This is a genomic window from Shewanella sp. SACH (assembly GCF_001887095.2).
In the GTDB taxonomy this organism is placed as follows: domain Bacteria; phylum Pseudomonadota; class Gammaproteobacteria; order Enterobacterales; family Shewanellaceae; genus Shewanella; species Shewanella baltica.
Map to the genome: position 1 here is coordinate 260,268 of NZ_MPDG02000003.1, position 24,917 is coordinate 285,184.

A 24,917-nucleotide genomic window follows, 5' to 3' on the forward strand; every position below is an offset into this window, starting at 1 on the left:
ATTTAGCCGCATTAAGCCCTAAAAAGAAACGCCCAACTCCGCATGGAATTGGGCGTTTTTGTTTGTCTTTGTTTATTGTTCTACGCTTTGACCAATAATCGGCTTGAACAATCACAGCCTTAAACAACAGCCTAAACAATAACCTAAGTTAATTCGCCTTAATATCTGGTAGTTGCTGCAGGACTTCATCCGTAAAATAGGGTTCATCTTCAACCCAAAAAATGTAGTCGAGCCCTAGGTAGTTTTGTGCAAAATCCAGCAGATCAGGCACAGTATTCTTTTTACCTGTCTTGGGATTAATCTGCCGCAAATTACCGTCTTGCACCGCCATACCTTTCACCAATGCCGCTGGATATTCTTTAATAAAGGCGTAACTCTGTCCCATATGGCCTTTACGATATGGCATTAAATCTGGGCCACCTACGCCCATATTGAGCGCTTTGGCTTGCGCAAATAAGCCTCGCATATAGCCTTTGTCATTCCATGGCAGCCATTCGTCTGGTAAAAAGTTCAAATACACCATAGCGGTTGAATGCTGAAATGACTCAGCTAATACCTGCATGTTTTCGCCAATCGCATCGATATAGTCTTTAGGATTAAAATCACTGGGGAAGGTGGTTGTTCCGTCGGCGTTTTCAGTCCCCACTTCAATTGAGCTTTCACTAAAGTTAATACCAGTGATTTTCCCATCAAACTCTTGACCTAGCTGACGCACCAATTGCTGATAACGCGCACATACTGCAGGCTCCCACATTTTGGCAGACCAGCCGTATTCGTCATCCGTCACAGGTTTATTGGGATCACGCTCTGGTGCACTCAGCATGCTTTGCTTCAACACACCGCCTTGATAAATCGGATCATCGAGTAAATACTGAGGCACGTTAAACCTCGGCGTAAAAGATTTATCTTGCAGCTGGATCCACAATTTTTTGCCTATCGAATCGAGATACGCAATATCGGCCTTAATCGCGCTGAAATCATATTCGCCCAGCTTAGGCTCTAAACTGCGCCAAGTATAAACAATCTGCGCACCGCCAAAACGGGGATCGCGCAGCGCCTTGTCGGCACGTATGTTTTCTCCGTTTGCCTCACGATGATTAATGTAAATGTAGTGCTGTAAAGGTTGCGACGCTGGCTGAGACTCTAATTGCCGCTCTGGTTGTGACTCTGGTTGCAACTCAGGTTGAATTGATGCAGCGCTCGCTGCGCTCAAAAAGATACTTAGTAAAATCGTCCTTCGAAACATAAATACTCCAAACCGATGTACGCCTTATCACCTGACAAAGCCGTTAATCTGCTCATTTATTTTTTACTCAGAATCACTTCTACCACAGGCAAGCTGAGGGGCATATTAATTAAGCAGGCGAATACAAAGTGTTACTTAACTGCCCACCTTAATTAGCATTTAAAAAACAAAAAGACTCAGTCATTGCATTAATCACACCCAACAAAAAAGGGAATAAACCTGAGTTTATTCCCTTTAAAGGTGAAGTGAATTAAATCGAGGTACGATTCAACTCAAGCTAAGCTTACTTCATTGGCCAAGCGCGGTAAGATTTTCCTTTAATGCGGCCGCCAGTAATTTTGTTCAGCGCTTTCTTGGCAACCTTACGATTAACGGCCACATAGGCGCGGTAATCGGTCACTTGGATTTTACCCACCTGTGAGCCTTCGATACCGTTTTCGCCCGTCAGCGCGCCTAAGATATCCCCTGGACGCAGTTTTTCTTTCTTACCGCCATCGATCTGCAAAGTGATCATGGTTGGCGCTGCAGGCGTGTTGCCGAGCAGGCTTTCAGATGGCAGTGATTCGCTGGTAATTTCGCGCTCTAAATACTCTTCTAACAAGGCAATTTTGTAACCGTCTTGATCGTTATAGAAGGTATAAGCGGCGCCTTTACTGCCCGCACGGCCAGTACGACCGATACGGTGAATGTGGACTTCGGTGTCGTAGGCAACGTGATAGTTAAACACGGCATCCAGCGCATCGATATCTAAACCACGGGCGGCAACGTCGGTCGCCACTAAGACACAGGCACTCTTATTAGCAAATTGCAGCAAGGTTTCGTCCCTGTCTCTTTGCTCTAAATCACCGTGCAAAGCCAATACGCTAAAGCCTAAGCCTTCAAGCTCATCGGCCACTTTTTGGGTTTCGCGTTTAGTGTTACAGAACACCACTGCGCTTTCAGGCTTATGTTCTAACAACAATAATTGCAGCGCTTGCATACGCGCCTTGTCATCGTCTAAATGATAAAAATGTTGGGCTATGCTCAAGCTGTCGTGATTACCTTCAACTTTAACCATGCTTGGGTCATACATGATTTGCTTAGCAATCGATTGAATTTGCTCTGGGAAGGTCGCGCTGAATAGCAACGTCTGACGCTCACGCGGGGCTTGTTCGATAATCGCATCGAGGGCGGGTTGGAAGCCCATTTCTAACATGCGATCGGCTTCATCGAGCACTAACATGTTGAGATTGCTTAAATCTAAGCGATTGCGATCTAAGTGATCGACGATACGACCCGGCGTACCCACAATAATGTGTGCGCCGTGTTCCAGCGAGCCGACTTGTGGCCCCATAGGCACACCGCCGCAAAGTGTCAGTACTTTAACGTTATGAATACCACGGGCAAGGGTACGGATTTCCTGCGCCACTTGGTCGGCCAACTCGCGGGTTGGGCATAACACTAAGGTTTGAATACGAAAGCGTTTAACGTCTAACTTGTTCAGTAATCCTAAGCCGAAGGCGGCCGTTTTACCCGAGCCAGTTTTACCCTGACCTATCACATCCTGCCCCGCTAAAATGGGTGGCAAACTTTGCGCCTGAATTGGCGTCATCTCGTTGTAGCCCATAGAAGAAAGGTTCTCAAGCAGTTCGGGTTTTAGCTTAAGAGTCGAAAAAGCCATTGATGGATTAGGCTTAGTATCAGAGTTGCTCAAGGTGAATATCCTGTGGTGGGTAACGAAGCGGCTGCTAGGTTACTGAAATTGCGTTACTTATCGATTAAACTGTTCTATCAAGATTCAGGTTAGCTTTGGACTAGCTTGAGTTTAGATTTAAGCTCTAGGCTCGCTCAACCCAAAAGCACGGCTATTGTAGCAACAAAGCGCGGCTTTTGCCTCAAGTCCTTAAGCAATAGACATAGCAGGCGTGAACAGCAACAAAAAAGCCCTGTAGCAATACAGGGCTTAGGCTTAGACTTAGATTTAGATTTAGGCTTGGGTTTAGAATTAGCTCAGCGCGGCAGATTTAACAAATTACGCGATGTGGCCGAAACGCCCTTCTTGATAATCGCGAATCGCCTGCTGAATTTCCGCTTGGGTGTTCATTACAAATGGACCCATCTGGACGATTTTTTCACGGATAGGTTTACCGGCAAACAGTAGCATCCCAGCGCCGCGCTCATCGGCTTTAAGCTTAAGCACACTTTGGCTATCAAGCACTAAAAACTCGCCCTCATGGTATAACCACTGTGAATCTTCACCCTTGCTTAAGTCACCTTGGTACAAGTACAAGGCGACAAACTCATGCCGAGGCAAATTTAGCGTGGCCTCAGCGTTTGGCGCTAGGCTCAAATCAGCAATGGCAGCTTCGCCCGCTAATCCTTGGATAGCCGCACTAATCAGAGGTTGATCTTTAAAGCCCCAATCACCCGCTAAGGCTTTTAAGCTAGCGCCAGTGTTATTGGTCACTTCAACGCTAGCGCTACCCGCAGTATCTTGATACTTAGCTGGACGCAGCTTGTCTTTGGCGGGCATGTTGACCCAAATTTGGAACCCATGCAGACCATCGACAGCATCGGCCAACGGCATTTCAGAATGCACTACCCCGAATCCGGTGCTCATCCACTGCACATCGCCGGCACGAATCGCCTTCACATTGCCCATTTGGTCGCGATGCTCAAAACCGCCCTTACGAATATAAGTAAAGGTCTCCATTCCGCGATGGGGATGTGCGGGGAAACCGCCAATAAAGTCTTGTTCATCATCGGATTTTATTTCGTCGATCATCAAGAAAGGATCAAATTTAGTCGTCACAAAATCGGCGACACGGCGAATATTGACCCCATCGCCATCCATCGCGGCTTTGGCGGAAAACTGACTTAATACTTTCATTGCTGCTCTCCTATCGGTTGAGCAAAGCGGTGCGTGAAAGGCCAAAATCATGTGGCTAACACAAGATGCAAACGCTTTGCTGATGGAGGCAGAATAACAAGGAAGTTTACAAAAGAATAACGCGAAATCACGGCCTAAACATTCGAAAAAATAGAATGGTAAATTGCTGATACCCACTCACACAGGTTGGCCATAGCATTTACTCGCCGACTCACAGACAGTCCGTTCTTGGATGCTCGACCGCCCCGTCTGATGTGAAAGGATTCACAAATGCCGCGATGGCATGGACGCCAAAGAGCGGCCATGGGGCGGACGGTCGTCTCGCTAATCACCCTAGCTCACCGTTTTGGCTTTAGCGTAACCTGTAGATTTAAAAGACATACGCAACACACTTTTTGGACGAAAGCTTCTTAGTGCGAATACTCTGATTTGTAACTTTCGGACTAAGATTTCTATGGGTAACGCTCGCCATCAGCCGAGCGATGTACGAGCGGCGGTTGCATGGCATTGTTATAGCGCAACCGGTTCATCACGCATTTTTTCCCATGTTTGTACCATAAGCTTCTTGGTTGGTCCCCAGCGATACCCCCCCAGCGCGCCACTTTGCTGGATAACCCGGTGACAGGGGATCAGCAAAGCAACTGGATTGGCTCCAATAGCGTTACCAACAGCCCTTGCAGACCTAGGTGCGCCGAGTGATCTGGCTACTTCGGCATAGCTGGCCACAGCGCCCGGTGGTATTTTCAACAAAGCACGCCACACGGCGATCTGGAAATTTGTCCCTGTCACATGGAGCGACAGCGGACCTTGCTCGGAAGCTGTGTCACTGCTAAAAAAGGCATCAATAGCGTGTCGCGTAGATGCCAAATTTTCTCTGATCGAACTGAGAGGCCAATCGTTATACAAGTCATTCAGTAACTCTTCCATGCTATTGAAGTCCATAAACGCTGCCCGGCAAACACCACGCAGGGTTACGGCCACAAACATGGGCCCCAGTGGGGTAGGATGGACTCCATACTCGATCTGTACGTCCTTACCTCGATTTTTATACTCGCCGGGTGTGACTGCTTCCAGCTGCACAAAGTGATCATGCAACCTTGAACTGCCGCTTAATCCAAGCTCATGTGAGACATCAAGCAAGGAGCGAGAATTATTAAGCAATCCTTTACCCCGCTCCAATGTCAGGACCTGTAAAAAGCGCTTCGGCGTAGTACCTGCCCAACGACAAAACAGCCTTTGAAAGTGATACGGACTCAGATGCACATGGGCGGCTATCTCTTCAAGGCTGGGCTGATCAATTGCCCGATCAACCAAATAGGCCATAGCGCTTGCGATTCGGTCATAGTCTGACATGGGCCGGCCTCTCAAACACGATTTATAGATACACCGCCATCGACCAGCATTGCAGATCCCGTGGTGAAGCTGGAGGCATCGGAGGCAAGGTACAATGCAGATTGGGCAATTTCATCTGGTGTCGCCATACGCTTAAGAGCATGCAGATTATGCACAAATGCCAATGCTTCTGGCGTATTGGCAAACTCACGTCCTGCCGGCGTATCAGTACCACCGGGCAAAAGGGCATTGACCCGGATATTCTGAGGCCCGTGCTCGGATGCCAGCACTTGAGTCAGTCCAATAAGTCCCGCCTTACTGGCGGCGTAGGCTGCCATGCCTGGCATACCTGCGGTGTAACCAACGAAGGTAGAAGTGAAAATTAACGAACCTCCTTTTCGGGCAGCCATGGCGGGCAGCTGGTACTTTGCGCCCAAAAATGCGCTGGTTAAGTTGGTCGCAATAACTTGATTCCAGTCCGTGAGCGACATCTCCGAGACAGGGCCCATAGCACCCAGAATGGCAGCATTGTTAAAAGCGATATCCAGGCCACCAAAGTGGCTTACTGCCTTATCTACCAAAGCTTTGGCAAAAGCTTCTTCACCAACATCACCGGCTAGTGCCAGTGCCTGCCCGCCTTCCGTGTTGATTAAGTCCACCAGGTCATCAAGCTCCTTCTGTCGCCTTGCAGCCACCACTACGGCAGCACCTTCTCTCGCAAAAAGCTTCGCAGCTGCGTAGCCAATGCCGGTACTGGCACCGGTAACAATAGCGACTTTGTTGGCAAGTATAGTCATCGTTATTCCTCTAGGATCTGCTTACTATAAAAGGGCATATGCCCGAACAGATGCTATATTAGGAGGCCGAACGACTAATGCCGACCCGAATCTTGCTGTATTTCAATTGCGCTATAACGCCCGCGTAATAGGCCCGAGCTTGCGAGCGTCCTAATTAACGCGCTTGTTAACTGTTTACTCGGCTTCTTCATCGTATATTCTTGTGTAGTTCTCGAATTCGGTGCCTTTGAGGTCATTTTCAATAACGCTTTTGGCAACCTCGAAATCTACGACATAATTACAGACTTCCATTGTTCCGCTTCCGATACTTCCGCCGTCGCAATGCCCTAAACCAGCCCAACCCAATGTTTCATTCATTTTATCTTGAAGACGGTGACGTTTCTCTACATCTTCTTTAGAACCCATGCCGTCGACTGCATATTCAATAAGAAGCGTAAACTCATCATCTATTGGCCTAAAGCCATTTGAAACCATTTCATCTACTTCTTTCTGGATAATTTTTTCCGGCTTCTTTAAGAGAGATCTTTTAACTTCCTTGGATTGACCGGTTGTTCCTAGCTCGCCCCAATGGACAGTATGTGAACCATCATCGTTATCCCACGTTTCCCAATATTCTTTCTTCGTGTCCGTGAATTTGTATAGCTTTAGCACTGAAGCTCCTTTTGACAGTTAACGATATAGTTCATGAGCCGAAGGTCTCATGTAACAAAAATCGGCAAAAATCGGCAAAAATCTGGCCATCCATTTTAGTTCCGGCAAAAATCTGGCCATCCATTTTAGTTCAACAACATAATGTACTTTTGGTTTGTCTACAACTTGTACGAGCTAAAATTGCTTAAAGTAGAGTCATCAAAAGTTGAAGGGCTAAACCTGAGGCATAAAAATGAGCTAACTCATTAAAAATTGGTGTATTTAAGACATGCTAACCCACCCAATAAAACAAATAGGCAGTGATTAGTTTGGTTAAGCAGGATTATAGTTAGTTGCTGTGAAAGTGCTGACAGCTTGCCGCAAAGTGCCGTCGTCGTTTTTCTAAATGTTCGCAGTAATCGGTCAGTTCTTGCAGCGTACCCACTGGGCCATGAAATAGCTTGCCAAACTCAGTAGTGAGCTTGAGCCAATTGTCATAGGGGATATTTAATCTTGTCAGTAACTTGGCGCTATTTTCACTGATGGAACCACGTTTGTCGTTGCGGATGATTCGACCTGTATTATCCACCAATTCGAGGTAGTCCGTTAAGGAAAACGCAATGCCATTGGGCTGGTTCTCGTGTTCATTGCCGGTAAAAGGCAATAGATTTTTTGGCTGCTCACCTTTTAATGCAGCCCGAATACGCAGCTGAATACTGGTATGGTCGGATTGTTCTGGCGTATCAACCAATTGCGCTCTGATAGGATTCAAATCAACATAGGCCATACAGGCTAAAACGGCGGCTTCATCGAGTAGAGCTTGGGATTTAAACCGACCTTCCCAGAAACGACCTGTGCAGTTATCTTCTTGATTTGCTTGTCTTGCTATCGGTTCATTAAGGCAGCGCATGAACCAGCTAATATCGCATAATCGACTGCGATAAATGGCGATTGAATGCCTTAATCTGTTGACCTCATGCGCTTCAACTAACTCACCTTTGGCGAATTTTTTCGTTAATTCATCGCCTTTAAACAGCTTATGCCACTGCTCAAGTACTTCGCGGTCAGTCCAACGATTCGTGCAGTCGATATCGACCCGCAGCACCACATGCAGGTGATTGGACATCACAGCAAAAGCCGCCACATCAATAGCAAAAACCGCTTCGAGTTCAAACAGTAGCGATTCTACCCAAGCGCGGCGATGGTCATAATTTTTTCCCGTATAGGCATCATCGCCACACAAAAACGCACGCCGCACGACACGGCTACAGCAATGGTAATAGGGAGTGTCTTCAACACTTATCTGAGTTCTGCGAGGGCGCGGCATAGAAACCTCCTTGTTTAATGCTTAACCAAGCATAGTCGGAGGTTAACAACTGTGCTATTAAAGTTGGGTGTCTCAGTATTTCTGTCTTTTCTACTATTTCATAAATCTTATCGAGCATCCGAACTTCCCTTGAGTGCTAACGCCAGCCATAACCGGAGCCACAAAGCTGCATAGTGAGGTGCGAGCGGCGCAGCTTTTTGGCATCCGCGTTTATGGCATTGTTATGTATCAGTTGAAATATCATCCCACGACTCATCCATATAGCCTATAAGCCAATTGAGAGAGTAATGACGCTCATATACAACACTTCCATCTAAGCCAGCCGGAGGTTCCCGACCATTGATACGTGCATCTGTTACGGCCCAATGGTAACGATAGATAAGATCTGCTTGATCTAGCAGTTCCGAAGGCTTGCGTAGTTTGCCTTTGGCTTGAAATGACTCAGTAGTATTGCTACGAACAATTTCAGCCAACCTAGGGACATCAGCAATTTGATCAGGCCTTGGCAACTCTTCAATAAATCCTAGCGCCCACAACATTACCCAGGCAGATTCATAGCGCCAAACAAACTGAATTTTATCGTGCTGAGTTGGAGAGGGATTACTTATGAATGCATTTTCTTTCGGGGTCAGGTGCTTGGCTAAACCATATCTTGAAACTAGATCATCAATCACTTCTTGCTCAAGACCTTCACCTTTAACGGCGACTACCACTAAGCATAAAGCCCTAAGCTCTACTTCGTTTTCATCTTGGATATTCGCTTCTATTTCAGACTCAATAACTGGAAGATGCTCAATATACGGCACTTTTTCCGCTTTAAGGATTGACTCTGAACGCGCTTTACGTTGGGTTTGTTCTTCGCTCGGCGTATACGTTTCCATTTTCTTTATTGCTTCTTTTCTATCCTCAAGTGTCGATGCTATAGAGGTGCCAAAACCAAACAGCATTGAAATGATTAGTACCAAAATCAGTCTAAATTTCTGCACGGCGCCTCCCTGATACATAACATTTTATTAGTACGCATGCGCGTTTACCTCATTAGACCAGTGAAAACGCGCACATTTAACTACCTGTATGCAAAGAACTTATCAGCTCTTTATCAAATACACCATCCGGAAAAACGCGCATGCGCGTTTTCCAAACCTATTAACTAATTTTGGAAAAGTATATACAAATGATTTTAAAGGTTTTTGTTAATTTTAGGCTGGATAAACGCGCAAACTAATGAGTGTCAAAACACTCAAAAGCATCTAAATTTAAATACGACTGTATACCCATATATTGTTAGTCGCTTTACGGTAGGGCAACTCATTCGTCAGTTTTCGATTCACTAAATGAATGCTAGCAAGCTTTGGGGCAATAGCTTTTTAGCTGAACGAACAACCAAAGGGTTAGTGTAGATTGGTATTGTTGCACCAGTGACCTTCTAAAACAGGAATGCTCTAGTTGAGTCCTCAGGGATGCTTCTTTTAAAAGAAATAGGCGGCGAGTCACTGGGAAACAATAACAATTCATGCTGCACAACTGACGAGACCGTTATCTTGAATGGTTAGCCAAGCTTCAGAATGTGACCTTAAAAGTGGTCACATTCAGATTCTCACTTGAATTGAATCTTCAACCTAATCCGGTTTAAATACGCCGATCACTGCGCCGGTGGCTTTTTCTGTCACCTTTTCATCGGTTTGCTGTTCACGGTAATCACACTCAGTACATTCAACGGTTTCGATGCCGTTTTCCTTGTAGAGTAAAATGCTGTCTTTGGCGCTGCATTTTGGGCACTTAGCACCGGCTACGAAACGCTTTTTGATTTTAGTGTTTGTCATAATAGATAAAGGACCAGATAGCAGGGCCAAGGGACTCGGCCGAAGAAATTGCCGCTATTTTGCCACACTGATGATTGAATACCAGTGTTACCTGAAAGTATGAGGCCTTAAGCCGATGTGATGCGATTCGCTGAAGATCGTCCTGAAAAGTCGAATAATTGTCCGAGTTATCGGGTCAGGCTGTGGTTTGAAACTGGGTTGTACGCTATTATCTGTGCCCTGACGAATTCACGTTCTAACCAAGTTGTAGTCAATGATCAGCATCAACCAAGCGCAATTAATCCGTGGCAGCAAAACCCTGCTAGATGAGACCTCTCTCACGATTTATCCCGGCCATAAGGTCGGTTTAGTCGGTGCCAACGGCACAGGCAAATCTTCACTGCTCGCATTAATTTTAGGTCACTTAAGCCTAGATAAAGGTGAATTTAGTCTGCCTTCTGGCTGGCAAATTGCCACTGTGGCCCAAGAAACCCCTGCGCTCGACGTCTCGGCACTGGAATATGTGATCGATGGCGATAGCGAATATCGTCAATTAGAAGCCCTATTACACAAGGCCCAAGAAGATAACGACGGCAATGCCATCGCACTCTTACACGGCAAAATCGACGCTATCGGTGGTTATGCGATTCATTCGCGCGCGGGTTCATTGTTAGCGGGTCTGGGCTTTAGTGAAGCCGATCAAAGCAATCCAGTGAAAAGCTTTTCGGGCGGCTGGCGTATGCGCCTCAACTTAGCCCAAGCGTTACTGTGCCGCTCTGACTTATTGCTCCTCGACGAACCCACCAACCACTTAGACTTAGATACCATGTACTGGCTCGAAGGTTGGATTAAGTCCTATCAAGGCACGCTGATTTTAATCAGCCATGATAGGGACTTTATCGATGAAATCGTTGATGAAATCGTCCACGTTGAAAATCAAAAACTCAATTTCTACAAAGGCAATTACAGTGCCTTTGAGCGCATTCGTGCCGAACGTATGTCGCAGCAACAGGTTGCCTTCGAACGCCAACAAAAAGAACGTGCGCACATGCAGTCTTTCGTTGACCGTTTCCGTTATAAGGCGAGTAAAGCCAAACAAGCGCAGAGCCGCTTAAAAGCGCTAGAACGCATGACTGAGTTGTTGCCGTCTCAAGCCGATAGCCCCTTTTATATGGAGTTTCGCGCTCCAGAAGCCCTACCCAATCCACTGATTAAGATGGAGCAAGTCGCGATCGGCTATAGCGATAAGCCAATCCTGAGCAAGGTGCATTTAAACTTAGTGCCGGGCGCGCGCATTGGTTTACTCGGCCGTAACGGCGCAGGTAAATCGACATTAATCAAGCTGTTATCGGGCCAATTGTCGCCAATGACTGGTTTGTATGAGCCTAACCCTGGCGTCAATATCGGTTACTTTGCCCAGCATCAAATCGAATTTTTACGTCTCGACGACACGCCGATGCAGCATTTAGTGCGTCTTGCACCCAATGCCAGAGAGCAAGAACTACGCAACTTCTTAGGCGGTTTTGGTTTTAACGGCGATATGGCGCTCTCACCTGTGCGGCCCTTTTCTGGCGGCGAGAAAGCCCGTTTAGTGTTAGCGCTATTAGTTTGGCAACGCCCTAACCTATTGCTGCTCGATGAACCCACCAACCATTTAGACTTAGAGATGCGCCACGCCCTAACGATGGCATTGCAAACCTTTGAAGGTGCTATGGTTGTCGTCTCGCACGATAGGCATTTACTGCGATTAACCTGTAGCGATTACTATCTGGTCGATCAAGGTGAAGTGCGCGCCTTCGACGGTGACTTAGACGATTATCACCAATGGTTGCTCGATGCGGCGAAAGCCAACTCGAATCAAAACAGCACCAGCGACGAGATCAAACCTGCCGCCGATAAAAAACAGCAAAAACGCCTCGAGGCCGAGATTCGCCAAAAGGTATCGCCGCTCAAGCGCAAACAAACTAAGTTAGAAACCGAACAGCAAAAGCTGAGCGAACGCCTCGCCGAGCTAGAACACTTGCTGGCCGATAGCGAATTGTATGATCAAGATAACAAAGCCAAGCTAACCTCAGTACTAACCGAGCGAACGAGCTTGACGCAAACCTTAGAAGACAGTGAAATGCAATGGCTCGAGTTGCAAGAAGAGATAGATGCAATGGAACTTGAGGTCATGGAGCAACAATAACTCCAGCGTTCTTTTACATAAAAGTCAGTAGCAGCGGCAATACAAGGAAATAGTATGGCAGTTTTAACCCAGTTCGACAGTCAACTCTGGCAATGGTGTGATATGAGCTATGCGCAAAACAAAGCGCTCTGTCTCGAATTGCAAAATAGCTGTCAGGTGAACGTCAATCTACTGCTACTGGCACAATATTTAGATATCACTATGGATGTGTCTGGGCCGCAGCAATACAGCACAGACCAATGGCAAACGCTGATGAGCGCCGTAGGTGAATGGGATGAAAGATTCCTCATGCCCTACCGCAAATTACGTAAACTCGCTAAGTCCAGCCTGAATGAGCAAGAGTATCAGCAGATGCTCGCCGTTGAGCTAATGATGGAACGTAAAGCGCAGCGAACCATCTTGAATAAACTCAATGAACTCAGCCCAAGCGGCCAATCAACGAATCTGGTGAGCTACTTAAGCTTGTTTGGACTCAGTGACATGGACGCCAACGAAATCGGCCTCATCGCGCCCTGATCTAATCCAAACAAATCACGTTAAATCAAGCACAGCTAAGTTAGATCGAGCTCAATCAAATTAACACTATGATCATCTGAACCGCTAACAGCTGCGGCCTTGTGGATAGCGTTCACAGTCATCCTTGATCACCAACCAATTCAGCTGACTCTCAGTGTAAATATGGTACTTAGGCTGAACTTGGTTAGCGTCGTCCAGACTCGCTATGCTCAAGGTCGAGTAATCGGGATATTGAATATGTCGGTAGGTTAACGATGTACCACATTGGTCACAAAATCCACGGCGGATAAGCTCGGACGATGCGAACTCAGTTACCTGACCTTTCAACCATCTAACTTGGCCTGTTTTAAAATCCATCCAAGCCCCAAATGCAGAGCCCGTACTCTTTTGGCACGAACGGCAGTGGCAATAATCCGCATCGAAGGGTTCACCTTCAATCTGATAACGAATCGCGCCGCATAAGCAGCCACCTTCCCGTAATGTATTTTTAGGCATACACACTCCCATTTCCGACCAGCCGCAGACTTTATCGAGTAGTGTTCCATCAAGTAGCGCTTCATCTCGATAAAATAAACCGCTGCGATTTACTTTACCGACATTGAACCGCTACAAAGGAAAGTTAATTAAGCATCGATTTCTTGCTGTAACTTTTCCAGCTCATCCAAAATATGCAGAAATTTTTGGCCAAACTCAGTCACTTGATACTCGACACGCGGCGGCAGCTCGTTATAAATGACCTTATCTAAGATGCCAAATTCTATGTTCTTTTTTAAACATTGATTCAATACCTTAGTTGAGAGCCCCTCAACGGAGCGCACCATTTCCCCCGGTCTTTGTACCCCACTGGCCAACAGCTGATAAACCGTTAATGACCATTTACAGCCATAAATCGTCTCGACCATACGGGCAGAACGCTCAGGGGGCGATTTGCGTGAAATAATTTTTTCATTGTTATTCATAAAGATGTACCAAAAAGTACCTGCCTTACCTATTTGTACTTACTGTTCAAACAGTTATTGAGTTCTTAAGATTACCACCTTGATAATACTTAGGAGTAGAAAATGCAATTTAATACCTCAAATCTCGCCATTATTGTCGGTGGTAGCAGCGGCATAGGTTTCGAAACGGCCAAACAACTGGCCGAACAAGGCGTATCAGTGCTCATCGTCGGTAATCAGCAAGATAAACTCACCGCAGCCGTTGCTGCGATCAAACATGCCCATCCAGCAGCCGAGTTACGCGTCGACGGTTTTCAAGCCAACCTTTACCAAGCTGCGGATGTTAATCGGCTGATTGCGCACATTACCCAGCTTGAGCAAAAGGTCGGCTACCTAGTCAATGCGGCGGGTTATTTCAATCCCAAATCCTTTATCGACCACTCAGAGGCTGATTACGATCTCTATATGGCGTTAAATAAAGCCCTATTCAAAATCACCCAAGCCGTGACCCACAAGATGATCGATGCGGGCGGTGGTAGTATAGTGAACATAGGTTCTATGTGGGCAAAACAAGCGGTTAAAGCCACGCCTTCGTCGGCGTATTCCATGGCCAAAGCCGGATTACACGCATTAACCCAGCACTTAGCGATGGAACTGGCAGACAAGCATATTCGCGTCAACGCGGTTTCACCTGCCGTGGTGAATACGCCCATCTATAACGCTTTTATCCCAGAGGCAGAGCTAGACCAAGTGATTGAAAGCTTCAACGCTTTTCACCCTATTGGTCGAGTCGGTACGCCAGCCGATGTGGCGAACAGCATTTGCTTTCTTCTGTCCGATGACACCAGCTGGGTGACAGGCGCCATTTGGGATGTTGATGGCGGCGTGATGGCAGGACGCAACTAATATTGCAGACACAGCGAGTATGCTAATACACAGCTAACATCGCAGAGCGCAGCTCGCACACTATTAGCGCAGTAAGACGCAACGAACACAGTAAACAATCACTATTCTAAGTTAAGGTTAAATAAGGTCTAACACTATGCTCAATATGAACTTTAGCGAACGTGTCGTTATTGATACACAGCAGCAACCTTGGTTGCCAAGTCCTGCTCAAGGCGTTTGGCGCAAACCACTCGAGCGGGAGGCTAAAGAATCAGGACACACTAGCAGCATAGTGAAATATGACGCGGGTTCGCAGTTTGCGACCCACTCGCATCCGCTGGGCGAGGAAATCTTTGTGCTGGAGGGGGTATTTTCCGATGAAAACGGCGATTACCCCGCGGGCAGTTATCTTCGCCATCCGCTAGGGAGCCAACACGCACCATTTAGCCAAGAAGGCTGCGTTATCTTAGTTAAACTCAATCAATTCAATCCGCGAGATCTTGATGTGGTCAAGATTAACACTCAGCAGACTCCTTGGTTACAAGGCATAGGCGGCTTACAAGTGATGCCGCTACATGAATTCGAGCATGAACATACTGCATTAGTGAAATGGCCTAAGGGTGAAACCTTTCAACCCCATCGGCATTTTGGCGGCGAAGAAATATTGGTGTTATCGGGCAAGTTTCAAGATGAGCAAGGGGAATATCCGCGCCACACTTGGATACGCAGTCCGCACATGAGCGGTCATTTTCCTTTTGTCGAAGAGGAAACCATTATCTTAGTGAAAACAGGACATTTGCCGATTCAGCCCTAACCCACAGCGAGCATGGTCTTAGGCAACATACGTTTTTACAGTATAAGTTGCTGCAACATACGTTTTTGCAACTTAACCTTCTGCAGTTGAGCTCTTTGCAAGTAAGCTTCTGCATCAGAATCATTGGCGAAGGTAACATCACCCTTTACCATCGGTGAGCTTTTGCGCGAGTGCAGTGGCATTACGTGCTGTGATGCCATAAATCGATAGCTGCGGGTTAGCGCCAAGGCTGGTCGGGAAGATAGACCCATCCATTACAGACAGATTTTCTAAATAGTGCGACTGACCATAACTATTTACCATAGAAAGCTTTTCATCTTCGCCGAAGGGACAACCGCCCATCACATGGGCCGATGCGACGATAGTGCGCAGTGGGGCGAGTGACATCTGCGCAATGCTCTCTTTGGCGTCTTTCCACGAAGATAAGTAAGGCATACCATCGCTGATCGGCAACACTTTTAAGGCGCCCGCCGAGAATTGTAACTCAGCCATACTGGCAAAAGCGCATCTTGCGGCCCGCCAAAAGGCATCGGTCAACGGATAATCTAGGGTAAATCCCTTAGGCGTTAAGTGCACTTCACCGCCCTGACTGTCGGGATGATAACCATCACGGATTAAGGCAATCGTCACTTGCAACTGATTGAACTGCGCCATTAACTCGGCATGACTCGCGCCATAACCTAAGGTTTTAGAGGCAATTAAAATCGGGTGCACCGGCGGCACTTCGAGTTTATAGCCGAGCTCACCATCGGCGTCATTCTTCCACACAAACTCATCGGAATAGATAGATTGCGGCGCGCCACTATGGCCATTGATCGAATCGGCAAACACGCCGCCGGATAACAAAGTCGGATGTAAAAAAGTGCGTTTACCCAAAAGTTTGTGGGGATCGGGCACCTGCGAACGCATCAAAATCGTCGGCGTATGGATAGCGCCCGCACTCAAAATATAATGTTTAGCTTTAAATAACAGCTCAACGTCAGTGGGTCGTAAATTCACATCCAGCGCCTGCGCTTTTAACGCAAACACTTGACCATTATGGTGCTCAATCTTAGTCACTTTAGCGCGGCTGATCAGTTGCGCGCCTTTCTCAAGTGCCGAGGGAATAGTGGTGACTAACATAGATTGCTTCGCATTTACCGGACAACCCATGCCGCAATAGCCGGTATTCCAACAACCCGCCACATTGCGTTTAATAACTGTGTATTCCCAGCCAAGATTGATACAACCTTGCTTCAGGGCGGCATTATTACGGTTAGGCTCATAGTTCCATTCATGGATATTGAGCCGCTGCTCCATTTGCTCAAACCAAGGGTCTAAGCTCTCGCGATTAAGCCCTGCAACCGACTTATGTTGCGCCCAAAAAGCTAACGCCTCGGTCGGCGTGCGAATAGAAGTGGTCCAGTTAACTGTGGTTGAGCCACCGACTGCGCGGCCTTGAAAAATCCCAATCGCCTTGTCGGCGGTTTTCATCGCCGCGGCTTGTTGATACAAGTTGGGATAAGCGACCCGCTCTTCCATATTAAAATCGCTGGAGGATTTTAGCGGCCCCGCCTCAATCATGATCACGCTTAGCCCAGCTTGGGTGAGGATTTCGGCCACCACACCGCCGCCAGCACCTGTGCCGACAATAATAACATCGGCTTCAAACTGTTGGTTTTCTTGCAATTGGCTCGCATCGGTATGTAACCAACCTGAGTTTAAACCATTCACTATAGGATCTATGACTGCCAACTTGAGTGCTCCACTGTCGCGGGTAAGATGCTTATTATTGGGCGTTTGATTCGGTTACAAACGGGCGAGCTATTTGAACAGTTCAGGTTTGGCATAATGCAGGCGGCTCCAGTGTTCAGGGCAAGCGTAGTAACTGGCCATCACTAATTCCCGCAACCCGAGATAAGCGGTTTGTAATAGCGCAAAATAACTGTGGCGCCAGGTTTCTAGCATTTCAGTTAACTCGGCGGGAGAGCGCATCAATAACGGTGTCATGCTTGAGGTCAGTACGAGTAAGCCGAGGCGATTTTCGAGCATATCGAGCAGTTCAAATAACTCGGTTTGCTGCTCCTCGGGTAGCACAGAAATTGACTGTTTGATGGCATCTAAAGTGCGATTTTGCGCCGCAAGCTTATGGGTTGCCACATCCGGCAAGGCACCGTCGAGCATCACAGGTAAAAGCACGCTAAACAGCAAACGATAATCTTTGCCTTCGCTGTCCTCGGGCAAACTAAACTCAGGAGAATAGAGATTGACCCCTAAGGCTAACGCCGCCGTACCGGCAAACGCACCCATCAAAAAGGTTCGTCGCTTCATCTCTATCTCCTAAATATCAATCTAAATGTCGGCCTAAATATCAGCATAAAAAACAATTGTGCTACACTGCCCACGCGTTTATATCCAAGCGACCTCAAAATAAGAATTTCAGCATTTTGAAGTCGCTTGGATATAAATTAAACACACGTTTTAATTTTCAGCAATAGCCGATACCAAGATAAACACCCATGCCAAATTCCTTTATGCCGCCTTGGTGGGCCAAGAGTCCCCATGTACAAACGATTTTACCCGTATTCACTAAAGTGGCCAAACCAGCATTACAGCGGCAGCGCTTAGAGTTGCCCGATGGCGATTTTGTCGATTTAGATTGGCAGGATTTTCCGCAGTCTGGCAAACCTATCGTGGTGATCATCCACGGCTTAGAAGGAAGTGCTCAGTCACATTATGCGCGGCGGATACTGCAAGCCTGTAAAGAACAGCAACTTGCAGCCGTCGTGCATCATCACAGAAGTTGCTCGGGTGAAGCTAATCGCCTCGCTCGCAGTTATCACAGTGGCGACACGGACGATTTACAGTTTAGTCTATCGACACTGAAAAGCGCGTATCCTCAATCGCCCTTATTAGCCGTAGGTTACAGCTTAGGCGGCAATGTACTGACTAAGTATCAGGGCGAATATCAGGATGACAGTTTATTAGCTCGCGCAGTGGTTGTCTCGGCGCCGCTGCAATTGTCCGCCTGCGCAAAACGTTTAGAAAATGGTTTTTCGAAAGTATATCAGAGCTATTTAATCAAACAGTTGCAGCAAAAAATCAGCCATAAGCTGAACGATCCCGACTTAGCCATCTCTATGCCGCTGAGCCAGTTGCAGGTCGACCGTTTAAATACCTTCTATGATTTTGACGATAAAGTCACAGCGCCATTGCACGGCTTTGACGGCGTCGACGATTACTATACGCGTGCCAGTGGTTTACCCTTTGTCAGCCGCATTACTAAACCGACGCTTATCATCCATGCCAAGGACGATCCCTTTATGACCGATGAAGTGATCCCCCAGCAAAACCAATTATCGGGTTATGTAGAATACGAACTGCATCCCTATGGCGGTCATGTTGGCTTTATCGAGGGCGGTACACCTTGGAAACCGCGCTTCTATCTTGAGCGACGGATTTTACACTTTTTACTCGGCGATCAAAGTGTTGACCCACTTAGCGTAGACCCCATCAACGGCGACAATATTCTCCAAGGAAGCACCGATGCTCATTCCCTATGAAACCCTGTTACAACTCCCGCAGGAAACGCTGGCCAATCTGATCCGCGAATATCTCTTCGGTCAAGTGGAGGATGGCAGCTTTGCCAGTCTCGATGAACAGGAACTGGCTCAGGCGATAGTCCAATGTCAACAAGCACTTAAACAAGGTAAGCTGAAATTAGAGTACAGTGAAGACGATGAGTCCTTCGCGATACGCTCGGCGGATCAAATAGCACAGCAGCAAGATTGACCAGTCCTACCTCTGTACCGTATAAATAGTACTCGCGTTTTTATCGCTTCCCCGTAAGCGGCTCTTTTGGTTCCTAGCTAGGTAGAAAAAATGTCAGCAAAACATCCCATTATTGCAGTTACAGGCTCATCAGGCGCGGGAACCACCACCACCACCACCGCCTTTAGCCATATTTTTCGCCAACTAGGGATTAACGCCGCCTTTGTCGAAGGCGACAGCTTTCATCATTTTACCCGCGCTGAAATGGAAGTGATGATCCGTAAATCCCAAGCTGAAAACCGCAACCTCAGCTATTTTGGCCCAGAGGCCAATAACTTTGCCCGCTTGGAACAATGCTTTCGCGATTACAGCGCCACAGGCCAAGGTGAAACCCGCAGCTATTTACATACCTTCGATGAGGCCGTGCCTTTTAACCAGATGCCCGGCACTTTTACCCAATGGCGACCCTTGCCAGAAAATACCGACATGCTCTACTACGAAGGCCTGCATGGCGGCGTGGTTACCGGTGACGCCAATGTCGCCCAGCATGTCGATCTATTGATCGGCATGGTGCCCATAGTCAACTTAGAGTGGATCCAAAAAATTATCCGTGACACTTCGGAGCGCGGCCACAGCCGTGAAAAAGTCATGGGCTCGATTGTGCGCAGTATGGATGACTATATTAAGCACATGACGCCACAGTTCTCCCGCACTCACATTAACTTTCAGCGGGTGCCAACGGTCGATACCTCTAACCCCTTTAGCGCCAAAGATATTCCGAGCCTAGACGAGAGCTTTGTGGTGATCCGCTTTCGCGGCATCAATAATGTCGATTTTCCCTATTACCTTAATATGATCCAAGGATCATTTATGTCACGGGTTAACACCTTAGTGGTGCCCGGCGGTAAAATGTCGCTAGCCATGGAGCTTATCCTCACGCCTTTGATTAAAGATTTGATGGAAAAACGCCAGCAACTCAATACTCCAGAAGCGAACTAAACCCTAGCGGATTGGGGCGGGTTTGACTAAAGGCTAAGGAAATAAAGTCTTTTTTTGCAATAGATTAAGTTTGATTTAAGCCATTAGCGCTAATCTTGTCGGCATCGGGATTTCAGGCGAAAGAACGATAGTTGGCATACTCTTGGGAGTTAATTCCCCCATCTTGATCTGTTGATTCCCTCGAGTATGTCAGCAACCTTTTAACGTAACGTTAAGTCTTCAAAGTTAATTCCACATCCGTGCTTGATCCAGCCTGTATTTTAAACTGATTTTCTACGCACGAGATTCTTGTACATCACCATGCACTCTAAGGCTATGCCTCTGGGCGAGCAGTAGATGGATTCCTCTTCTAAACCTTCACCACCAAAACCGCAGTGGCGATAGAAATCCACCGCATTCAAAGTCGATTCCAACCTCAGCTGGGCAATACCTTGATTAAAAGCCATGGTTTCAATAAATTGCAGTAGCACTTTACCGACCCCAAGCCCCATAGTATCGGGGGAGACAAACAGCGCTTCTAACTGGGCATAGGGTTCATCCAACATGACCATACCGACCACTCTCTTAAGCGGCGGCTCGTCATTGGATTGTTCTGCCACATAAAAATGCGCATCGACGATACGACTAAATTGCTCAGTCAGTTCGCCTTCGGTCCAAATAATCAGATCGCCCGCATCATAGAATCCGGCGCAGCCTTTATTGATAGCCGCATTGCGGATATCCCAACAGGCCTGAGCATCTGCTTTTGTTGCTTTTCGTATAGTTATCATCATGTTTCCCGATTAAAAACGCTCAGCCATAACATGCCATGAAGCCGCTGAAACGCCAAGTAAACTATCGGCCTAGTATTTCACCCAATAAAAAACCGCCCGTAGGCGGTTTTAATCCAGTCAGCAGAACCTTAATGGATCTGCGCTGGCATATCTAACTTAAGTCTTAGCGCTAGACTTAAATCTAGGCTTAGCCTTTGATCAATTCACTAATGGTCAATACGCCGTGGGTCGTTGCACCCGCGCCCCACATAGCAGAAGCCGAATCTTCAAAAGCGCCCGCTAAATCAACGTGCAACCATTTAGCTTCTGGTGAAACAAAGCGCCATAGGAAACCAGCCGCATTAGAAGCACCACCTGCACCGCCGCCTTTCATTGCGCGGCTGTTGGCTGTGTCAGCATAGGCAGATGGACACATTTCTTTGTGCCAAGGATCCAATGGCAACGGCCATACACGCTCGGCAACACTCGTGGCTTTTTGCTGGGCCAGTTGCAACACATCAGTCTGTGGCGAGAAAATCGCGTTGTAGTTAGAACCCACTGCCATCACAGCGGCGCCTGTAAGGGTCGCTGCATCGATAATAAAAGGTGCACCTGTCGCAGAAGCGGCTTGCAGACCATCGGCCAACACTAGGCGCCCTTCCGCATCGGTGTTCACCACTTCAACTGTCACGCCATTTTTGTAGGTCAGGATATCGCCTAACTTATAAGCACGGCCGCTGATCAAGTTTTCAGCACAACATAAGAAGAGTTTAACCCGTTTGTTTAGGCCTGATTTAATTGCTAAACCGAGGGCGGCAGTCACAGTCGCCGCCCCGCCCATGTCGCATTTCATGCCTAACATGCCTTCAGAGGCTTTTATGCTGTAACCGCCAGAATCAAAGGTAATCCCTTTACCCACAAGCGCCACAGATACAGGTGCATCGGCGGCTAATGGGTTGAAGTCTAACGCTAACATTGCTGGTGGACGCTCACTGCCGCGACCGACAGCATGGATACCAATCCACTGTTCTTCGAGCAGCGCTTCGCCTTCGATAATCCGATAGCTCACTTTGTCGCCACCAATTTCAGCCAACCATTTCGCCGCTTGTTGGGCAAGCTTCACTGGCGATAGGTTTTCAGGCGTATCGTTGATCAGTTGACGGGCAAAGGTTGCCACATCGAGTCGACGTTGCAATTCAGCTTGTACAGCTTCATCACCACACCAATGGATTTGATAACCTGGTTTTGCCGTCGCGAAACCTTGGGCAAACACCCACTGACTATTGAGATCCCAAAGCTGCCCAGCTAACACCACACTGCTAATACCTTGGCTGCGCAGTTTACGGGCCGCCATTTGAATTTGACGCAGCTCATCGCCACCCGCTAAATGAATTTGCGCACCGTCGGTAGTATAAGTCACATCGGCTTTGCCCCAGTTGGCGGCCGGCGCTTCTTTGGTTAATTGCACTTTCATTAATTCAGTTACTTTTAGTTCACTCATTAGGGATCCTTATTTTTCGATTCGTTTTAGAACAATCAGAACAAACTTTATGGCGGCAGTTTACTGCTAGCAGGCGATGACGCAAAGCGATTGGCTGAAGTTACTCAGGTAAAATCTGTAAACATTTGCGAAATTTGCTAGGCTTTGCGGCCTAGAACAGCCGATATAGGTCTACCGATGGAATTTACTCCGCCACTACAACAGGGCATTTTACTGCGCCGCTATAAACGTTTTCTGGCCGATGTGCAGTTAAGCGACGGCAGTGAGATCACTCTGCATTGCCCCAATACGGGTTCTATGCGTAATTGCCTGTATCCCGGTGAAACCGTCTGGTTTTCTACCTCTGATAACCCTAAACGTAAGTACGCCCATACATGGGAACTGATGACCACGCCAGATGCTGGCCTAATCGGTATCCACTCGGGTCAAGCGAACACCTTAGCCGAAGAAGCCATCAATAAAGGTATCATCAAGGAGCTCACGGGTTATGACAGCCTAAGCCGTGAAGTTAAATATGGTGATGAAAACAGCCGCATCGACATCCTGCTACAGGGTGCTCAAAAACCCGCCTGTTATATAGAAGTCAAAAGTTGTACTTTGCTCGAGGATGGCCAAGGTTATTTTCCTGATGCTGTAAGCCTACGAGGTCAAAAACATTTACGTGAATTGATGCACATGGTCAGCCAAGGCCACAGAGCCGTATTGCTGTTTGTGGTGCAGCACAGTGACATCTTTAGTGTTGCCCCCGCAGCACATATCGACCCTGAATATGCTAAGTTACTGAAAAAATCAGTGTTAGCTGGAGTTGAAGTCCTTGCCTATCGCTGTGAAATGTCCCCGACTGAGATTCACCTAGCCCAAGCCTGTGTTGTCCGAGTATGATGTTAAGGCTGAGTTAAATTTGATTTCATTTGAATTAGCGAACATAGTCAAAAAATTCAATCAAAGCAGAATGAAAAGTTTGCCTCGATGTGAAGATTCTGCTATAGATAGCGGCCGTTCTTAAGGACGCCCTACAAACGCAAATGATTACAGGAGATGCGTTATGCCTGAAGGCACCAAAAAACTTGGCGTACTCGCTATCGCAGGTGTAAATCCTTACCAGGAAAAACCGGGTGAGGAGTATATGAACGCTAAGCAACTGGGTCACTTCAAGACAATTCTTGAAGCTTGGCGCAATCAGTTGCGTGAAGAGGTCGACCGTACTCTTAGCCACATGCAGGACGAAGCCGCAAACTTTCCCGATCCTGTTGACCGTGCAGCACAAGAAGAAGAGTTCAGCCTCGAACTTCGTGCTCGCGATAGAGAACGTAAGCTGATCAAAAAAATCGAAAAAACACTGCAAAAAATTGAAGAAGACGATTTCGGCTTCTGTGATTCTTGCGGTATCGAAATCGGCATCCGCCGTCTCGAAGCGCGTCCAACAGCCGATCAATGTATCGACTGTAAAACGCTTGCAGAGATCAAAGAGAAACAAATGGCTGGTTAATCAAGCATACTGGGCGGGGATTTCCCCGCCTATTTGTTTCTAACAACGCCTTGACTCTTCGAGTTGAAGCCAAGCTCACTCCAATTTACCCCGATTCGCTTTTATCCTTGTATCCCTCTAAAATACGCCCACTTTGACTGACACTAGCTGCTAACTCAGTACTATGGCGACTTTATCTTCTCCAACTTCAACTCATCGCCCCTATGTCGGCCGTTTTGCGCCTTCGCCTTCGGGTGCCTTGCACTTTGGCTCGCTTATCGCCGCCCTTGGCAGTTATCTGCGTGCGCGCTCGCAACAGGGTAAATGGTTAATTCGTATTGAAGACATCGATCCTCCACGGGAAGTCAAAGGCGCGGCCGATGATATCTTGCGCACCTTAGAAGCCTATGGATTTGAGTGGGATGATGTGCCTGTGTATCAGAGCCAGCGCACTGCGGCCTATCAAGCACAAATTGATTCGCTGCTCGCCCAAGATAAAGCTTATTTCTGCCAATGTAGTCGCAAGCAAATTCAAGCCATGGGCGGCGTCTACGATGGCCGCTGTCACCGCTTGCCACAAACCCAAGCTGCAAATGCGCTTAAGTCTGGGGCGGTGCGGATAGTTAATACCGCGCAAGTGCAGCAATTTGACGATAACCTCATGGGGCATATTTGCGTCGATAGCCATTTTGCTGCAGAGGATTTCATCATCAAACGCAGCGATGGCCTGTATGCCTATCAATTGGCCGTGGTGCTCGACGATGCCTATCAAGGCATCACTGAAGTGGTTCGAGGTTGTGACTTAATCGAAGCTAGTTGTCGCCAACTGAGTTTGTATCAAAACTTTGGCTTGGCGGCACCGCAATGGTTGCACTTGCCGCTTGCCTGTTTGAGCAAGGGATTTAAACTCTCTAAACAGAATCATGCACAAGCAATTGATACACTTAATCCGCAGGCGAGCCTCAATGCGGCGCTGGTATTTTTAGGCCAACAAACTGTTGAGACCCAAGGTTCTGTGGCGCAAATGCTCGCTCAAGCCGTAAATCAGTTTCAATTATCTACTATACCGCAACAATCTGAGATACTGATCGAGCCCTGATATA

25 protein-coding genes are annotated in these 24,917 nt (G+C 47.4%); 10 read left to right on the plus strand and 15 right to left on the minus strand.

Annotated elements, in window-relative coordinates; all coding sequences use genetic code 11:
* Positions 1–148 precede the first annotated feature (148 nt).
* The 9 genes from BM607_RS15265 to BM607_RS15305 form a co-directional block, all read right to left on the minus strand.
* A complete protein-coding gene (locus BM607_RS15265) occupies positions 149–1,246 on the minus strand; it encodes a hypothetical protein (RefSeq protein ID WP_071940089.1) in 1,098 nt (365 codons plus the stop codon).
* A 283-nt stretch (positions 1,247–1,529) separates the two neighbouring features.
* On the minus strand, positions 1,530–2,906 hold the full coding sequence (dbpA, locus tag BM607_RS15270) for an ATP-dependent RNA helicase DbpA (RefSeq protein WP_011847678.1): 1,377 nt from the start codon (positions 2,904–2,906) through the stop codon (positions 1,530–1,532).
* A 351-nt stretch (positions 2,907–3,257) separates the two neighbouring features.
* Complete coding sequence (locus tag BM607_RS15275) at positions 3,258–4,115, minus strand: pirin family protein (protein ID WP_071940088.1); 858 nt, start codon at positions 4,113–4,115, stop codon at positions 3,258–3,260.
* Between the two features lie 510 nt (positions 4,116–4,625).
* Positions 4,626–5,468, minus strand: coding sequence for a methylated-DNA--[protein]-cysteine S-methyltransferase (locus BM607_RS15280; RefSeq protein ID WP_071940087.1), 843 nt, complete (start codon positions 5,466–5,468; stop codon positions 4,626–4,628).
* Between the two features lie 11 nt (positions 5,469–5,479).
* Positions 5,480–6,244 carry an SDR family oxidoreductase gene (locus BM607_RS15285; protein WP_071940086.1) on the minus strand — a complete coding sequence of 255 codons (765 nt, stop codon included), beginning with the start codon at positions 6,242–6,244 and terminating at the stop codon, positions 5,480–5,482.
* 174 nt (positions 6,245–6,418) lie between these two features.
* A complete protein-coding gene (locus BM607_RS15290) occupies positions 6,419–6,895 on the minus strand; it encodes a hypothetical protein (protein ID WP_071940085.1) in 477 nt (158 codons plus the stop codon).
* A gap of 328 nt (positions 6,896–7,223) precedes the next feature.
* The gene (locus BM607_RS15295) at positions 7,224–8,201 is read right to left on the minus strand and encodes a transposase (RefSeq protein WP_071940084.1); all 978 of its coding nucleotides are present in this window, start codon (positions 8,199–8,201) and stop codon (positions 7,224–7,226) included.
* A gap of 221 nt (positions 8,202–8,422) precedes the next feature.
* Positions 8,423–9,187, minus strand: coding sequence for a DUF4272 domain-containing protein (locus BM607_RS15300; RefSeq protein ID WP_212669162.1), 765 nt, complete (start codon positions 9,185–9,187; stop codon positions 8,423–8,425).
* A 633-nt stretch (positions 9,188–9,820) separates the two neighbouring features.
* Positions 9,821–10,024 (minus strand): YheV family putative zinc ribbon protein, encoded by a 204-nt coding sequence (locus BM607_RS15305; protein ID WP_012088350.1) that lies wholly within the window; start codon positions 10,022–10,024, stop codon positions 9,821–9,823.
* 253 nt (positions 10,025–10,277) lie between these two features.
* On the opposite strand from BM607_RS15305, the gene BM607_RS15310 reads away from it, so the two are divergent.
* Positions 10,278–12,191 carry an ABC transporter ATP-binding protein gene (locus BM607_RS15310; protein WP_006085975.1) on the plus strand — a complete coding sequence of 638 codons (1,914 nt, stop codon included), beginning with the start codon at positions 10,278–10,280 and terminating at the stop codon, positions 12,189–12,191.
* Between the two features lie 54 nt (positions 12,192–12,245).
* A complete protein-coding gene (locus BM607_RS15315; protein ID WP_012586880.1) occupies positions 12,246–12,707 on the plus strand; it encodes a TIGR02444 family protein in 462 nt (153 codons plus the stop codon).
* Positions 12,708–12,791: 84 nt separating this feature from the next.
* On the opposite strand, the gene BM607_RS15320 is transcribed toward BM607_RS15315, so the two are convergent.
* Together BM607_RS15320 and BM607_RS15325 are read right to left on the minus strand one after the other, a co-directional pair.
* Positions 12,792–13,202, minus strand: a complete 411-nt coding sequence (locus BM607_RS15320; RefSeq protein WP_071940083.1) for a GFA family protein — start codon at positions 13,200–13,202, stop codon at positions 12,792–12,794.
* Between the two features lie 128 nt (positions 13,203–13,330).
* On the minus strand, positions 13,331–13,666 hold the full coding sequence (locus BM607_RS15325) for a helix-turn-helix domain-containing protein (protein ID WP_006082956.1): 336 nt from the start codon (positions 13,664–13,666) through the stop codon (positions 13,331–13,333).
* A 102-nt stretch (positions 13,667–13,768) separates the two neighbouring features.
* On the opposite strand from BM607_RS15325, the gene BM607_RS15330 reads away from it, so the two are divergent.
* Together BM607_RS15330 and BM607_RS15335 are read left to right on the plus strand one after the other, a co-directional pair.
* The gene (locus BM607_RS15330; RefSeq protein ID WP_071940082.1) at positions 13,769–14,551 is read left to right on the plus strand and encodes an SDR family oxidoreductase; all 783 of its coding nucleotides are present in this window, start codon (positions 13,769–13,771) and stop codon (positions 14,549–14,551) included.
* A 136-nt stretch (positions 14,552–14,687) separates the two neighbouring features.
* Positions 14,688–15,344 (plus strand): cupin domain-containing protein, encoded by a 657-nt coding sequence (locus BM607_RS15335; protein WP_071940081.1) that lies wholly within the window; start codon positions 14,688–14,690, stop codon positions 15,342–15,344.
* Positions 15,345–15,482: 138 nt separating this feature from the next.
* Here the strand turns inward: BM607_RS15335 and BM607_RS15340 are convergent, their stop codons facing one another.
* Both BM607_RS15340 and BM607_RS15345 read right to left on the minus strand, forming a co-directional pair.
* Positions 15,483–17,078 carry a GMC family oxidoreductase gene (locus BM607_RS15340; RefSeq protein WP_071940080.1) on the minus strand — a complete coding sequence of 532 codons (1,596 nt, stop codon included), beginning with the start codon at positions 17,076–17,078 and terminating at the stop codon, positions 15,483–15,485.
* A 69-nt stretch (positions 17,079–17,147) separates the two neighbouring features.
* Positions 17,148–17,654, minus strand: coding sequence for a hypothetical protein (locus BM607_RS15345; protein WP_006082960.1), 507 nt, complete (start codon positions 17,652–17,654; stop codon positions 17,148–17,150).
* Positions 17,655–17,842: 188 nt separating this feature from the next.
* Between BM607_RS15345 and BM607_RS15350 the strand changes: the two genes are divergently transcribed.
* The 3 genes from BM607_RS15350 to BM607_RS15360 all read left to right on the plus strand — a co-directional run bounded on the left by BM607_RS15350 (position 17,843) and on the right by BM607_RS15360 (position 20,093).
* The gene (locus BM607_RS15350; RefSeq protein WP_071940079.1) at positions 17,843–18,886 is read left to right on the plus strand and encodes a hydrolase; all 1,044 of its coding nucleotides are present in this window, start codon (positions 17,843–17,845) and stop codon (positions 18,884–18,886) included.
* Positions 18,870–19,115 carry a YheU family protein gene (locus BM607_RS15355; protein ID WP_012196716.1) on the plus strand — a complete coding sequence of 82 codons (246 nt, stop codon included), beginning with the start codon at positions 18,870–18,872 and terminating at the stop codon, positions 19,113–19,115. The genes BM607_RS15350 and BM607_RS15355 overlap by 17 nt, the downstream gene beginning before the upstream one ends.
* A 90-nt stretch (positions 19,116–19,205) precedes the next feature.
* A complete protein-coding gene (locus BM607_RS15360) occupies positions 19,206–20,093 on the plus strand; it encodes a phosphoribulokinase (RefSeq protein WP_006082963.1) in 888 nt (295 codons plus the stop codon).
* 260 nt (positions 20,094–20,353) lie between these two features.
* On the opposite strand, the gene BM607_RS15365 is transcribed toward BM607_RS15360, so the two are convergent.
* The gene (locus BM607_RS15365) at positions 20,354–20,863 is read right to left on the minus strand and encodes a GNAT family N-acetyltransferase (protein WP_071940078.1); all 510 of its coding nucleotides are present in this window, start codon (positions 20,861–20,863) and stop codon (positions 20,354–20,356) included.
* 190 nt (positions 20,864–21,053) lie between these two features.
* Entirely contained in the window at positions 21,054–22,346 is a 1,293-nt protein-coding gene (gene pepB / locus BM607_RS15370) for an aminopeptidase PepB (RefSeq protein ID WP_071940077.1), read from the minus strand.
* A 177-nt stretch (positions 22,347–22,523) separates the two neighbouring features.
* Here pepB and sfsA point away from each other — a divergent pair, with 177 nt between their 5' ends.
* The 3 genes from sfsA to gluQRS all read left to right on the plus strand — a co-directional run bounded on the left by sfsA (position 22,524) and on the right by gluQRS (position 24,913).
* Positions 22,524–23,228: a DNA/RNA nuclease SfsA gene (gene sfsA, locus BM607_RS15375; protein WP_071940076.1), complete on the plus strand. Its 705-nt coding sequence runs from the start codon at positions 22,524–22,526 to the stop codon at positions 23,226–23,228.
* Positions 23,229–23,391: 163 nt separating this feature from the next.
* Positions 23,392–23,835 (plus strand): RNA polymerase-binding protein DksA, encoded by a 444-nt coding sequence (gene dksA / locus BM607_RS15380; protein WP_006082967.1) that lies wholly within the window; start codon positions 23,392–23,394, stop codon positions 23,833–23,835.
* A gap of 163 nt (positions 23,836–23,998) precedes the next feature.
* Positions 23,999–24,913, plus strand: coding sequence for a tRNA glutamyl-Q(34) synthetase GluQRS (gluQRS, locus tag BM607_RS15385; protein ID WP_071940075.1), 915 nt, complete (start codon positions 23,999–24,001; stop codon positions 24,911–24,913).
* Positions 24,914–24,917 lie beyond the last annotated feature (4 nt).